The organism is Rhodopseudomonas parapalustris, assembly GCF_053772255.1.
In genome coordinates this window covers 160205-173697 of sequence record NZ_JAMKBZ010000004.1, presented here as the reverse complement: position 1 = coordinate 173697, position 13493 = coordinate 160205, and the positions used below count along the sequence as shown (strand labels likewise).

Sequence of the window (13493 nt, the reverse complement as noted above, 5' to 3'; positions counted from 1 at the left end):
GAGATCACCATGGACCAGTCGAACCGCTACGCCAATCTCAACCTCAAAGAGAGCGAGCTGATCGCGGGCGGACGGCATGTGCTGTGCGCCTACATCATGAAGCCGAAGCCCGGCTTCGGCAACTTCATCCAGACTGCCGCGCACTTCGCCGCCGAATCTTCGACCGGCACCAACGTCGAAGTCTCCACCACCGACGACTTCACGCGGGGCGTCGATGCGCTGGTGTACGAAGTCGACGAGGCCAACAGCCTGATGAAGATCGCGTATCCGATCGAGCTGTTCGATCGCAACGTGATCGACGGCCGCGCCATGATCGCCTCGTTCCTGACGCTCACGATCGGCAACAACCAGGGCATGGGCGACGTCGAATACGCCAAGATGTACGACTTCTACGTGCCTCCGGTGTATCTCAAGCTGTTCGACGGCCCGTCGACCACGATCAAGGATCTGTGGCGCGTGCTCGGCCGGCCGGTGATCAACGGCGGCTTCATCGTCGGCACCATCATCAAGCCGAAGCTCGGTCTGCGTCCGCAGCCGTTTGCCAACGCCTGCTACGATTTCTGGCTGGGCGGCGACTTCATCAAGAACGACGAGCCGCAGGGCAACCAGGTGTTCGCGCCGTTCAAGGACACGGTACGCGCCGTCGCCGACGCGATGCGCCGGGCGCAGGACACCACCGGCGAGGCCAAGCTGTTCTCGTTCAACATCACCGCCGACGATCACTACGAGATGCTGGCGCGCGGCGAGTTCATCCTCGAGACCTTCGCCGACAACGCAGACCATATTGCGTTCCTGGTCGATGGTTACGTCGCCGGCCCGGCGGCGGTGACCACCGCCCGCCGTGCGTTCCCGAAGCAGTATCTGCATTACCACCGCGCCGGCCATGGCGCTGTGACGTCGCCGCAGTCCAAGCGCGGCTATACTGCCTTCGTGCTGTCCAAGATGGCACGTCTGCAGGGCGCGTCGGGTATCCACACCGGCACGATGGGATTCGGCAAGATGGAAGGCGAGGCGGCCGACCGCGCGATCGCCTACATGATCACCGAAGACGCCGCCGATGGTCCGTACTTCCATCAGGAGTGGCTCGGCATGAACCCGACCACCCCGATCATCTCTGGTGGCATGAACGCGCTGCGGATGCCGGGCTTCTTCGACAATCTCGGCCACTCCAACCTGATCATGACAGCAGGTGGCGGTGCGTTCGGCCACATCGACGGCGGCGCGGCAGGTGCCAAGTCGCTGCGGCAGGCCGAGCAGTGCTGGAAGCAGGGCGCCGATCCGGTCGAGTTCGCCAAGGACCACCGCGAATTCGCCCGCGCCTTCGAGAGCTTCGCGCACGATGCCGACAAGCTGTACCCGAACTGGCGTGCCAAACTGAAGCCGCAGGCGGCTTGAGCTTCCGACACTTTGATCGCAACGGCCTGCGTCGCGCACGCAGGCCGTTTTGCGTTTTGGGGCTCCGGTAATCCTCCGCGGGCTTGGCGCCGCTATTCGTGGACGGTCAACCGTCCGGCGAGACTGCGCTTGCGACCAACGCGTCCTGTGGCGCGTAATCGAATACCATTATTGCTGCGCTGCAATCGATGTGTTGCATCGGAACACCTCTCGTGCACTCCGGCGGGATGAGCCGAGCCCGAACGAGATCGATAGGTAGGTCAATCGGTTGATCCGTGAATCGTGCCGCTTTGGGTTGCTCGAAGGAGCCCGCGATGACACGTAGTCAGTAATTCTACGTGGTCCGGGCCTTAACACCCCTTCAAGGTAAATACCGCATTCTGGTTCCAAGACTCGTCCGCAATGTCGGTACGGTTCGACTGGGACGATCCTCAAGTGCAGCGACGCACGATTCTCCACCTTCCACCTCACGAGTATAAGTTCATGCTGTCCAGTCTCTCGATTCGCACCAAGATCATCGCGCTCGTCGCGTTGCTCCTCGTAGCCTTGTCGGGGGTCGGAGGTCTCGGTCTGCTCAAGATGCGGACCTTGAACCACTCCACCGTGGACATCGCGACCAACTGGCTTCCCAGCGTTCGCGCTCTCGGCGACATCCGCACCACCCTGGCGATGTACCGGGTGACGCTGCGGGCGCATGCAATGGAAGTCACTGCGGAAGGCAAGGCGACCGCAGCGAAGCGAATTGCTCGCGTCGAAGGCGCCCTCAACAAAGAGCTCGACAGCTACCGCAGGATGATTAGTTCGTCCGAAGAGAAGGCGCTTTATGAGGAGGTCAGCAAGGAGCTGAACGTCTATCTCGACGGCGCCAAAAAGGCAGTGGAGATGTCGCAGCAGAGTCTCGGTCAGTCGACCGCGGAACTCGGCGTGTACCTGACCAAGACCCTCGGGCCGATCGGCAGCCGGGTCGATGCCATCCTGCAGAAGAGCGTCGATCTCAACAACAAGGGCTCCGACGAGTCGACTGCAATGGCGGAAGCCACGTACAGCTCGGCATTGATGATCGTTGTCACCATTCTGGTGCTGACGATCGCGTTCGGTGCGATCGCGAGCTATCTGGTGATCCGCGACATCAGCCGTGGCATTGCCTCGATCATTGCGCCGATGCAGGCGCTCGGGCAGGGCGATCTGACGGCCGAGGTGCCGCATCGCGGCGAGGCCACCGAGATCGGCGCGATGGCGGATTCGCTGCAGATCTTTAAAGAGGCGCTGATCGCCAAACGTGATGCCGATCTGGCTGCGGCCCGCGAGGCCGAGGAGAAGATCGCGCGCGGACAGCGGGTCGACGCGGCCACCCGGAAGTTCGAAGCTGCGATCAGCGAAATCGTCGACACGGTGTCGTCGGCATCGACCGAATTGGAGGCGTCGGCCGGCACGCTGACCGCGACCGCGGACCGTTCGCAGGATCTGGCGACTTCGGTCGCCGCAGCCTCCGAAGAGGCCTCCACCAACGTCCAGTCGGTCGCCTCCGCGACCGAGGAGATGTCGTCGTCGATCACCGAGATCAGCCGTCAGGTGCAAGAATCGTCGCGCATCGCCTCCGAGGCGGTGGATCAGGCTCGCAAGACCAATGCCAGCGTCGGTGACCTGTCGGAAGCTGCAAGCCGGATTGGCGACGTGGTCGAGCTGATCAACACCATCGCCGGCCAGACCAATCTGCTCGCGCTCAACGCCACCATCGAGGCGGCGCGGGCCGGTGAGGCGGGGCGCGGCTTCGCGGTCGTGGCCGCCGAGGTCAAGGCGCTGGCGGAGCAGACCGCGAAAGCCACCGGCGAAATCAGCCAGCACATCTCCGGCATCCAGTCGGCCACCAACGAGTCGGTTCAGGCTATCCGCGAGATCGGTCTCACCATCGGCCGGATGTCGGATATCTCATCGGCGATCGCCGCTGCGGTCGAGGAGCAGGGCGCTGCGACTCAGGAAATCTCGCGGAACGTACAGCAGGCGGCGCACGGCACCCAGCAGGTGTCGGCGAACATCACCGACGTGCAGCGCGGCGCCACCGAGACGGGATCGGCTTCCGCCCAGGTGCTGTCGGCGGCGCAGTCGCTGTCACAGGAGTCCAGCCGGCTGAAGATCGAGGTCACCAGGTTCCTCGACACGGTGCGCGTGGCCTGATCGGTCACGCACATCACCGGCTTCCGCCGCGCTCGCAGATGTCCGGATCGTGGTCGCCTCAGGCGAACCGCTTGGCGATCAGCAGGCAGAGCAAGACCGATCCGGACGACGCCAGCACGGACGCCATATTGGTGAGGTTCTGGGTCAGCATCGTGAGCCACGAGCCACCAATGGTTGCGGCCGGCTTGCGTCGTTTCGCTTTCGAGGTCTTGGCGGACATGGTGCTTCCCGGTCGCGCGATGCGATCGTTGCTCGACCGCAGCCTACGTGCACGGTCGAGCCAGTTCCTGACCGTTCGCAGAGTATCGGATGCGGTATTGGCCGAAACCTTAATCACGGGCGGGTGAGGGCCAACGATCGGGTTCGATGGTTTACGGATCTTGCCGCGTGTCTATTCGGGTTGCTGCCGCTGATCGATCGAGGCGTGCAATGCGCGCCGAGATTGAGAGCGTGCGATGCCGCCCGGAATTTTGTGCCAAATCAAACCAATTTCCGGCGCTTTCTTGTTAGATGCGAATTGATAGCGCCTGTTACAATCGTTCTAAACTCCCGACGGCGCCGGCTTGAATCCCTTGACCTTCGCGGCGCCGATTGGAACAACGAGTAATGACCAAGAACCTCCATCACAACGGCCACAGCCATCACCAGCCGATCCTGCTGGGGAACGCGCGCCGAGGCTATCGCGGCGTGGTTCAGGCGATCGATCCGCACCGCGGAGCCTCGTCGCTGCAACCGGTCGAGTTGGAGAGCCGCCTGATCGAACTCGGGTTCGTCGAGGGGGCAAAGGTCGAAGTGCTGCACGAGGGGATCATTGGTCGGGACCCGATCGCGGTTCGGGTCGACAACATCACCATCGCGGTTCGTCGCCGCGAGGCGATGGCCGTCGTGCTGATGTGACGCGCGGATTGCAGTTTCTTGATTTGGCGATTGCGCGATGAGTTCGGTCGAATCCCATCCGTTCAACCTCGCTCTGGTTGGAACGCCCAATAGCGGCAAAACCTCGCTGTTCAACGCTCTGACGGGCAGTCGCCAAAAGGTGGCGAACTACCCGGGTGTGACCGTCGAACGCAAGACCGGCCTGTTCACCACGCCAAGCGGTCGCGGCGTCAGTCTGGTCGATCTGCCCGGAACCTATTCGTTGCGTGGCCGCAGCCCCGACGAGGAGATCACCCGCGACGTCGTGCTCGGCCGCAAGTCGGGCGAGCCGGTGCCGGATCTGGTGCTGTGCGTCGCCGACTCCACCAATCTGCGGCTGACCTTCCGGCTGATGCTGGAATTGAAGGCCACCGGCCGGCCGCTGATGCTCGTGCTCAATATGTACGACATTGCGATGCGCCGCGGCGTCACCGTCGATGTCGAGAAACTGTCGGCGCAGCTCGGGATTCCGGTGGTCACGTCGATCGCGGTCCGCAAGGGCGGCACCGCGGAGCTGTTGAGGCGGACCGATGAATTCGCTGCCCAGGCGCCAGCGCCCTCCACCGGAGACAATTGGCGTCCGCTGAGCACCAGCGAGCTGCGCGCGCTACAGCGCGAGGCCGACCGCATTATCGCCGATTGCGTCAGCCTGCCGGCGCGGCCCCACACCCTGACCGCACAGGTCGACCGGGTGGTGCTGCATCCCGTGGCCGGCCTGCTGATCCTGGTCCTGATCCTGTTCGTGATGTTCCAGGCGGTGTTCTCCTGGGCGCAGCCGATCATGGAGCTGATCGCCGGCGGCTTCGAAGCGCTCGGCGAGTTCGTGCGCGCCAGCCTGCCGGACGGTCTGCTGCAGAGCTTCCTTCAGAACGGCGTGATCTCCGGCGTCGGCAGCGTCATCGTGTTCCTGCCGCAGATCATGATCATCTTCCTTTTCATCCTGCTGCTGGAAGATTTCGGCTACATGGCCCGTGCCGCGTTCCTGATGGACCGCATCATGGGCGGCGCCGGGCTGCATGGCCGCGCCTTTATTCCCCTGCTGTCGAGTTTCGCCTGCGCCATCCCCGGCATCATGGCGACACGGGTGATCGACAACCGCCGAGACCGCCTCACCACGATCCTGATCGCGCCGCTGATGACCTGCTCGGCGCGAATCCCGGTCTATACGCTGATCATCTCGGCCTTCGTGCCGGCCAAGGAGGTGTTCGGCTGGATCAATCTGCAGGGGCTGGTGATGTTCGGCCTCTACACCGCGGGAATCGTCAGCGCGCTGACGGTTTCGGCGCTGGTCAAGTTCTTCATGTGGCGCGACTACGAGCCGGCGCCGTTCATGCTCGAGCTGCCCGACTACAAGCTGCCGCGGCTGAAGAGCGTCGCCATTGGCGTCTACATCCGCGCCAAGATGTTCCTGCAGCGCGCCGGCACCACGATCTTTTCGATGATGGTGCTGATCTGGTTCCTGGCCTCGTTCCCGCGACCGCCGGCCGGGGCGACCGAACCGGCGATCGATTTCAGTCTGGCGTCGATCATCGGTCACGCGATCGAGCCGGTGCTGGCGCCGCTCGGCTTCAACTGGCAGATCGCGGTAGCGCTGATCCCCGGCATGGCGGCGCGCGAAGTCGCGGTCGCGGCGCTCGGCACCGTCTATGCGATCGAAGGCGGCAAGGAAGCGGCAGAGCAGATCGGCCAGGTGCTGGCCTCGAAATGGAGCCTGGCGACCGCGCTGTCGCTGCTGGCCTGGTTCGTGTTCGCGCCGCAATGCGCCTCGACGCTCGCGGTGATCAAGCGCGAGACCGGAGGCTGGCGCTGGATGGGCGTCACCTTCATCTACATGTTCGTGCTCGCCTATATCGCCAGCCTGCTCACCTACAACGTCGCCGTGGCGTTCGGCGCCGGCTAAGGCCGGCAGAGATCAACGAAGTTCAGTCATTCGTTCTGGATCGCTCACCACAGGCAGAGCCTATGGCGACGAGGCGCGTAGCGCCGTCTCGAGCCATGCGTGTCAATGCATGGCTCGCGAGACTTGCATCTCTCATTCTTCGAGACGCCCGGCTTCGTCGGGCTCTTCAAGGAGGATTCTTCAATCCATGTGCGAAAAGGCCACCTTTGCGATGGCCAGCGCCCGGTCGTCGCCGGTTCAGAACGCAGCGAGCGGCTGGATCGCGTAGCTGGGGCGGATCTCCGCCTGCGGCTGCACCGCCCGCAGCACTGCCTTGGCAATGCCGCGGCCGCGATCGTCGATCCCGGTCCATTGCGCATGCCGACCGCGGGAGTCGACTTCCATCAGCTTGACGCCTTGCGGAACGTCCTGGCCGTCTCGGACCACACCGCGCAGGATGCCGTCGCACGGCGCGCGCACCGGAACGCCGCCGAGGTGGCCGACCGGAAAGCCGCTGAACACCCGGCTGCCGATCTCGACCGCGGTCCGCCATCGTCCGCTAGCCTGCGAATACTTAAAGCGTTCGGCGCCGACGCCTCCAAGCGGGCTGGCAACTCCGTCGGCCGCGTCGGTCCAGCCGTCGCCGACGATCAGACCGCTGCGGCCGGGACGGGTTTCGATCGCGACATCGCAATTCGCCGACGTTGAAAAGCCCGGGCCGAGCCCGACGCTGACGCGCGCCAGCCGCCGCAGGTCCGGGGTGACGCGATGCTTCTGCATCCGGGCGTCGACTAGAATGTCGATCGTGCCGATCGGCAGCAGGTCGGGCAGCGCGAGCCATGTCACCAGCACGCTGCCGGACCGCCTCAACGCCTTGAAAATCTCGGTGCCTTCGTCGACGCGGGTGCCGCGCACACCCTCGACCATCACTTCGTCGCCGTACAGCGCATCGTGAAATGACATCTTACGGCGGATCACCGGCGGGAACGGATCGTGGGACATCACCACACAGCAGCCGGCGCCATGCAGATGAACGGCAACGGCCGAAGCGATCTCATTGGTCCCGAGCACGACCGCGAAGCCGCCGGGGCTGAGTTGGTGAGGCTGAGTCATTATCACCACGCTGTGTTCAGTGTCTGACTCAGCCTTAAGCAAGAGCCGGACCAGACCCGCAGGTGATTGTTGGTGGTATTTTGATATCGATTTTGATGTCGGAAAGCGGACGTTGTGTCGTCTGCGACGCCGGGCTGGTGTCGCTCTGATGACATCCTTTGGCAACAACGGCCGGTTTGGCGGCCTGAATCCGACGAAAGTCGCTTGGCCCGGTTCGTGCAAGTTCGCAGGCAATGAAAACCGATGGAGACCGTGCCGTGCATTCTGAACCCCTGCACGCCGAGCGGCTCGACCCCGCACCGACATCGACACCGCAGCAAACCCGTCCGGCCGAAATGCCACCCGGCATACCGGCAGGGATGCCGTCGGCCGCTGGGGGCGCCTGTCCGTTTCACAATGACCAGCGCGAGGCGCGCACCGGCAAGCAGAAGACGTTGGTGCTGACCGGCGCGTCGCGTGGCATCGGGCATGCTACAGGCAAGCTGTTCTCGGATGCCGGTTGGCGGATCATTACCTGCTCCCGGCAGCCGTTCGCCGACGACCGCTGCCCGTGGGCGACCGGCCTCGAGAACCATGTCGCTGTCGAGCTCGCCGATCATCGCGCGGTGCCGCGGGCGATCGACGAGCTCAAGGAAAAGCTCGGCGGCGGGCCGCTGCATGCGCTGATCAACAACGCGGCGATTTCGCCCAAGAGCGCAGAAGGCGAGCGGTTGACGTCGCTGAACACGCCGGTCGCGACTTGGATGAGCGTGTTCCACGTCAATCTGCTCGCGCCGGTGATGATGGCACAGGGATTGTTCGACGAACTGCGTGCGGGGCAAGGCTCGATCGTCAACGTCACCTCGATCGTCGGTTCGCGGGTCCATCCGTTCGCGGGCAGTGCCTACGCCACCTCGAAGGCGGCGCTGACCTGTCTGACCCGGGAGATGGCACACGACTATGCGCCCTACGGTATCCGGGTGAACGCAATCGCGCCCGGCGAGATCAAGACTGATATCCTGTCGCCGGAGACTGAGGCGATGCTGGCGCCGACGATTCCGATGCGACGTATCGGGACACCGGACGAAGTCGCCAAAGTGATGTTCTTCTTGTGCTCCGAGGCGGCCAGTTATGTCACTGGCGAAGAAATACACATCAATGGCGGTCAGCACGTCTGACCGGAGGTTCGGTAAATAATTCGAACTTAGTTCGCGACTGATTGGCAGTCACACCGGTCGCCTGCTTGTTGCTGATCTTTTGGTCGATCAGTTTTGCGCTGCATCAATGCGATTCTGGTGTCAGGCTGGTGGTAGAGTAGTAATCGGTTGATTATCAGCAGTTTTGCTCGTGGTAACGAACTAAGCAGGGCTAGCCATAACTTCCGCAGCGATGCAGCCAAGATGAGCACGACATCTGGTTGGAATTCATCCACAATCTCGCAACGCTCCGGATCTGACGGGGGAAGGCTCGGGGGCGATGGAGACCAGCTATGGCTCAGCGCGAAATCCGCCTTGTCGAAAACGAGTACCCGTCGCCGTCGATGACCCATCCCCCGATACCGCTGAGTGACATCGCGCTCACCGGCATTTTTGAGATCTCGAAAATCCTCACCTCACCGGCGAGGCTGGAGATCACCCTCGCCAATGTGGTCAACCTGTTGCAATCGTTCCTGCAGATGCGGAACGGTGTGGTGTCGCTGCTGGCCGATGACAGTGTGCCGGACATTACCGTCGGCGTCGGCTGGAACGAGGGCAGCGATAACCGCTATCGCGCCCGCCTGCCGCAGAAGGCGATCGACCAGATCGTCGCCACCGCGGTTCCGCTGGTCGCCGACAACGTCTCCAGCCATCCGATGTTCACCGCCGCCGACGCGGTGGCGCTCGGCGCCACGGACGAAGTCCGGGTGTCGTTCATCGGCGTGCCGATCCGAATCGACTCGCGGGTCGTGGGCACGCTGAGCATCGACCGCGTTCGCGACGGTCGCTCGCATTTCCGGATGGACGCCGATGTGCGCTTCCTCACCATGGTGGCCAACCTGATCGGCCAGACCGTGAAGCTGCACCGCGTGGTCGCCCGTGACCGCGAACGGCTGATGGCGGAGAGCCATCGGCTGCAGAAGGAACTGTCCGAGCTGAAGCCGGAACGCGAGCGCAAGCGGGTCAAGGTCGACGGCATCGTCGGCGAGAGCCCGGCGATCCGTAAGCTGCTGGCCAAGGTCAGCATCATCGCCAAATCCCAGTCGCCAGTGCTGCTGCGCGGCGAATCCGGCACCGGCAAGGAGCTGATCGCCAAGGCGATCCACGAATTGTCGTCCCGCGCCAACGGCCCGTTCATCAAGATCAACTGTGCGGCGTTGCCGGAATCGGTGCTGGAATCCGAACTGTTCGGCCACGAGAAAGGTGCGTTCACCGGCGCGATCGCGTCGCGCAAGGGCCGCTTCGAGCTGGCCGACAAGGGAACGCTGTTCCTCGACGAGATCGGCGAGATTTCCGCCTCGTTCCAGGCCAAGCTGCTGCGCGTGTTGCAGGAGCAGGAGTTCGAGCGGGTCGGCGGCAACCAGACGATCAAGGTCAACGTCCGGATCGTCGCCGCGACCAACCGCAACCTGGAAGAGGCCGTGGCGCGCAAGGAGTTCCGTGCCGACCTGTATTATCGCATCAACGTGGTGCCGATGATCCTGCCGCCGCTACGCGACCGGCCGTCCGACATTCCGCTGCTGGCGACCGAGTTCTTGAAGAACTTCAACAAGGAGAACGGTCGCGAGCTGGCGTTCGAGCCGCACGCGCTAGATCTGCTGAAGGCCTGCTCGTTCCCCGGCAACGTCCGCGAGCTGGAGAACTGCGTGCGCCGGACCGCCACCTTGGCGATGGGGCCGGAAATTCGCGACAGCGATTTCGCCTGTCACCAGGACGAGTGCCTGTCGGCGATTCTATGGAAGGGCCACGCCGAGCCGGCGCCGGAGCGCCCCCGACCGGAGATCCCGCTGCAGGTGCTGCCGCGCAAGGCGCCGGTCGAGATCGTGCATCCGCGCGAGCCCGCTTCGTCGGCGCTCGATGTCGCACCGACTCCGATCCGTCCCGATCTGCCGACGGACGAGTCGCAGATGTCGGAACGCGAGCGGCTGATCAACGCGATGGAGCGTTCCGGCTGGGTGCAGGCGAAGGCCGCTCGGATCCTCGGCCTGACGCCGCGCCAGATCGGCTATGCGCTGAAGAAGCACAACATCGAACTCAAGCACTTCTGATCTGCCGACGAGCTATCGGCGCGGCGCGCGACGCAATTGAGCGGTCGCGCGCCGCGCCGTTTTTGCTTGCGCCATCGCCAAGATGCGAGCCGTCGGCCACGACCTACGCGCCCTCACCGGCCTGTCAGACTTGCGACAAGTGTCGGGCCCCTTACACCTGCGACGTCCTGTGCGGCGTCAAATAACCGTTGAAAATCAAGCATCAGGCAACTGGCACGCGGCTTGAAAGACAAGTGGTCAGCAGCACTCTGCGAACCAGGAGCCGACCATGGCCTACAAGATTGTTACCTCCCAGTGCACCGTCTGCGGTGCGTGTGAATTCGAATGCCCGAACGCCGCGATCAGCATGAAGCGCGGCACCTATGTGATCGACGCGACCAAGTGCACCGAGTGCGAAGGTCAGTTCGACAAACCGCAGTGCGTCTCGGTCTGCCCGGTCGACAACACCTGCGTGCCGGCCTGACGTGTGATCTTGCAAGACGGCCGACGCCTTGACCGTCGGACGCCGTCTTCAACGGATCGCCGCGCCCGCGGATCGCCTTCGATCGTCGCCGGCTCGGTTGCAGCACCATCACCCACCGACAAGCCGCCTGTCGTGCGGCGATCGAACGAGGCCCGGATATGAGCAAGCTGCTGCAACTGCATGATTTCAGCGCCCTGGGAACGACGTCGTTCGAACAGATGCGCAACAGCGCGGCGCAATCGGGATGCAGCAGCAAGGGCGGCGCCGGCAAGACCGGTTGCGGCTCGGCCGCAGGCCCCAGCGATCTGCCGCCGGAAATCTGGGAGAAGGTGAAGAACCATCCCTGCTACAGCGAGCAGGCACATCATCACTTCGCTCGCATGCACGTCGCGGTCGCGCCCGCGTGCAACATCCAGTGCAATTACTGCAATCGCAAATACGATTGCGCCAACGAGTCCCGTCCGGGTGTGGTCAGCGAGAAGCTGACCCCGGAGCAGGCCGCGCGAAAAGTCGTCGCGGTCGCCTCGACCATCCCGCAGATGACGGTGCTCGGCATCGCCGGCCCTGGCGACGCGCTCGCCAATCCGGCCAAGACCTTCAAGACCTTCGAACTGGTCACCGAGACGGCGCCAGACATCAAGCTGTGCCTGTCAACCAACGGCCTGATGCTGCCCGACTACGTCGATCAGATCGCCGCCATGAAAGTCGATCACGTCACCATCACCATCAACATGGTCGATCCCGAGGTCGGTGCGAAGATCTATCCTTGGATTTTCTACAATCACCGCCGCTACACCGGTGTCGAAGCTTCGAAGATCCTCGGTGGGCGGCAGTTGCTCGGCCTGGAAATGCTGGTCGCGCGCGGCATCCTGGTGAAGGTCAACTCGGTGATGATCCCGGGCATCAACGATCAGCACCTGATCGAGGTCAACAAGGCGGTGAAGTCGCGCGGCGCCTTCCTGCACAACATCATGCCGCTGATCTCCGAGGCCGAGCACGGCACCGCGTTCGGTCTGTCGGGCCAGCGCGGCCCGACCGCGCAGGAGCTGAAGGCGCTGCAGGATGCCTGCGAAGGCGAAATGAACATGATGCGGCACTGCCGGCAGTGCCGCGCCGACGCGGTCGGGCTGCTCGGCGAGGACCGCAGCGCCGAGTTCACCACCGAAAAGGTGATGGCGATGGATGTCGAATACGACCTCGCCGCGCGGCAGGCCTATCAGGCGAAGGTCGAGGCCGAGCGTGACGCGATCGCGGTCGCCAAGCAGCGCGAACTGGACAAGCTCGAAGGCGAGACGGCGACCATCAAGATCCAGGTCGCGATCGCCACCAAGGGGGGCGGCGTCATCAACGAGCATTTCGGCCACGCCCATGAGTTCCAGATCTACGAGGTCTCGACTGCCGGGGCGAAATTCGTCGGCCACCGTCGCGTCGATCTGTACTGCGAGGGCGGCTACGCCAGCGAGACCGGCATCGAGCCGATCCTGAAAGCGCTGAACGACTGCACCGCGGTCCTGGTCGCCAAGATCGGGATGTGTCCGAAGGACTCGCTCTCCGGCGCCGGAATCGAAGCGGTCGAAACCTATGCGTTCGAATACATCGAGCAGTCGGTGATTGCGTACTTCAAGGAGTACCTGGAGCGCGTCGGCAAGTCGGAGATCCGTCACGTCGCCCGTGGCGATGCCACGATCCGGCAGGGTGCGTTCACCGAGGCTTAGGGTTCAGCGGAAAGGCGACTCGCCATGGCCTACAAGATCGTCGCATCGCAATGCACCGGATGTTCGGCCTGCGAGCCGCAGTGTCCGAACGTCGCGATCTTCGAGAAGGCCGGCACTTTCGCGATCGACCCGTCGAAATGCTCCGAGTGCATTGGTCATTACGACGAACCGCAATGCGTCGCAGTGTGCCCGGTCGACGGCACCTGCGTGATCGATCCGACCGTCCCGCGCTACCAGGCAGCTTGAGGCGACTCCGATGGACATGAGCTTCACCCCTTCGGCCGAAAAATTCATCCGCCGCATGCTGCGGTTCAGCGGCGGCACAGGCGGCTTCCGCCTGGTGGTCAGCGCCGGCGGCTGCTCCGGCCTGTCGGCCCAGTTCGACATCGCCGGCGCGCCGCACACCGGCGACGCGGTGATCGATCGCGGTGACTACAAGCTGTTCGTGCCGGAGCCGAGCATGAAGCTGCTCGAAGGCGTGGTGATCGATTTCATGGAGACGCCGACCTCGAGCGGATTTCTGTTCCACGATCCGAAAGCGTCGAATTGCCAGTGCGCGAGCGACGGCGCTCCCAAGGCGGCCGGCGGTCTGCACCAGTTGCGGGAGCTGTGAGC

Annotated in this window: 12 protein-coding genes; 10 read left to right on the top strand and 2 right to left on the bottom strand. The window is 63.7% G+C overall.

Annotated features, from left to right (window positions below):
• The first annotated feature begins 9 nt into the window (after positions 1–9).
• Together M9H71_RS05700 and M9H71_RS05695 are read left to right on the top strand one after the other, a co-directional pair.
• Positions 10–1395, top strand: coding sequence for a ribulose-bisphosphate carboxylase (locus M9H71_RS05700; protein WP_455404101.1), 1386 nt, complete (start codon positions 10–12; stop codon positions 1393–1395).
• A 483-nt stretch (positions 1396–1878) separates the two neighbouring features.
• Positions 1879–3570: a methyl-accepting chemotaxis protein gene (locus M9H71_RS05695; protein WP_455404100.1), complete on the top strand. Its 1692-nt coding sequence runs from the start codon at positions 1879–1881 to the stop codon at positions 3568–3570.
• Between the two features lie 58 nt (positions 3571–3628).
• Here the strand turns inward: M9H71_RS05695 and M9H71_RS05690 are convergent, their stop codons facing one another.
• Positions 3629–3790, bottom strand: a complete 162-nt coding sequence (locus M9H71_RS05690) for a hypothetical protein (RefSeq protein WP_455404099.1) — start codon at positions 3788–3790, stop codon at positions 3629–3631.
• 386 nt (positions 3791–4176) lie between these two features.
• Between M9H71_RS05690 and M9H71_RS05685 the strand changes: the two genes are divergently transcribed.
• Both M9H71_RS05685 and feoB read left to right on the top strand, forming a co-directional pair.
• Positions 4177–4467 (top strand): FeoA family protein, encoded by a 291-nt coding sequence (locus M9H71_RS05685; protein ID WP_455404098.1) that lies wholly within the window; start codon positions 4177–4179, stop codon positions 4465–4467.
• A gap of 37 nt (positions 4468–4504) precedes the next feature.
• On the top strand, positions 4505–6385 hold the full coding sequence (feoB, locus tag M9H71_RS05680) for a ferrous iron transporter B (protein ID WP_455404097.1): 1881 nt from the start codon (positions 4505–4507) through the stop codon (positions 6383–6385).
• A gap of 237 nt (positions 6386–6622) precedes the next feature.
• Here the strand turns inward: feoB and M9H71_RS05675 are convergent, their stop codons facing one another.
• Complete coding sequence (locus M9H71_RS05675) at positions 6623–7477, bottom strand: xanthine dehydrogenase (protein ID WP_455404096.1); 855 nt, start codon at positions 7475–7477, stop codon at positions 6623–6625.
• A gap of 335 nt (positions 7478–7812) precedes the next feature.
• On the opposite strand from M9H71_RS05675, the gene M9H71_RS05670 reads away from it, so the two are divergent.
• The 6 genes from M9H71_RS05670 to M9H71_RS05645 all read left to right on the top strand — a co-directional run bounded on the left by M9H71_RS05670 (position 7813) and on the right by M9H71_RS05645 (position 13491).
• Positions 7813–8634, top strand: a complete 822-nt coding sequence (locus M9H71_RS05670) for an SDR family NAD(P)-dependent oxidoreductase (protein WP_455404202.1) — start codon at positions 7813–7815, stop codon at positions 8632–8634.
• 311 nt (positions 8635–8945) lie between these two features.
• Positions 8946–10700, top strand: coding sequence for a nif-specific transcriptional activator NifA (gene nifA / locus M9H71_RS05665; RefSeq protein ID WP_455404095.1), 1755 nt, complete (start codon positions 8946–8948; stop codon positions 10698–10700).
• A 268-nt stretch (positions 10701–10968) separates the two neighbouring features.
• Positions 10969–11163: a 4Fe-4S binding protein gene (locus M9H71_RS05660; RefSeq protein WP_011160163.1), complete on the top strand. Its 195-nt coding sequence runs from the start codon at positions 10969–10971 to the stop codon at positions 11161–11163.
• 158 nt (positions 11164–11321) lie between these two features.
• Positions 11322–12878 (top strand): nitrogenase cofactor biosynthesis protein NifB, encoded by a 1557-nt coding sequence (nifB, locus tag M9H71_RS05655; protein WP_455404094.1) that lies wholly within the window; start codon positions 11322–11324, stop codon positions 12876–12878.
• Between the two features lie 24 nt (positions 12879–12902).
• Complete coding sequence (locus tag M9H71_RS05650) at positions 12903–13124, top strand: 4Fe-4S binding protein (RefSeq protein ID WP_230762526.1); 222 nt, start codon at positions 12903–12905, stop codon at positions 13122–13124.
• Positions 13125–13134: 10 nt separating this feature from the next.
• On the top strand, positions 13135–13491 hold the full coding sequence (locus M9H71_RS05645) for a HesB/IscA family protein (RefSeq protein WP_455404093.1): 357 nt from the start codon (positions 13135–13137) through the stop codon (positions 13489–13491).
• Positions 13492–13493 lie beyond the last annotated feature (2 nt).

Bases quoted from the DNA above. Each gene is read 5' to 3' on its own strand.
- M9H71_RS05700 (WP_455404101.1), top strand. From the start codon at position 10: ATGGACCAGTCGAACCGCTACGCCAATCTCAACCTCAAAGAGAGCGAG.
- M9H71_RS05695 (WP_455404100.1), top strand. From the start codon at position 1,879: ATGCTGTCCAGTCTCTCGATTCGCACCAAGATCATCGCGCTCGTCGCG.
- M9H71_RS05690 (WP_455404099.1), bottom strand. From the start codon at position 3,790: ATGTCCGCCAAGACCTCGAAAGCGAAACGACGCAAGCCGGCCGCAACC.
- M9H71_RS05685 (WP_455404098.1), top strand. From the start codon at position 4,177: ATGACCAAGAACCTCCATCACAACGGCCACAGCCATCACCAGCCGATC.
- feoB (WP_455404097.1), top strand. From the start codon at position 4,505: ATGAGTTCGGTCGAATCCCATCCGTTCAACCTCGCTCTGGTTGGAACG.
- M9H71_RS05675 (WP_455404096.1), bottom strand. From the start codon at position 7,477: ATGACTCAGCCTCACCAACTCAGCCCCGGCGGCTTCGCGGTCGTGCTC.
- M9H71_RS05670 (WP_455404202.1), top strand. From the start codon at position 7,813: ATGCCACCCGGCATACCGGCAGGGATGCCGTCGGCCGCTGGGGGCGCC.
- nifA (WP_455404095.1), top strand. From the start codon at position 8,946: ATGGCTCAGCGCGAAATCCGCCTTGTCGAAAACGAGTACCCGTCGCCG.
- M9H71_RS05660 (WP_011160163.1), top strand. From the start codon at position 10,969: ATGGCCTACAAGATTGTTACCTCCCAGTGCACCGTCTGCGGTGCGTGT.
- nifB (WP_455404094.1), top strand. From the start codon at position 11,322: ATGAGCAAGCTGCTGCAACTGCATGATTTCAGCGCCCTGGGAACGACG.
- M9H71_RS05650 (WP_230762526.1), top strand. From the start codon at position 12,903: ATGGCCTACAAGATCGTCGCATCGCAATGCACCGGATGTTCGGCCTGC.
- M9H71_RS05645 (WP_455404093.1), top strand. From the start codon at position 13,135: ATGGACATGAGCTTCACCCCTTCGGCCGAAAAATTCATCCGCCGCATG.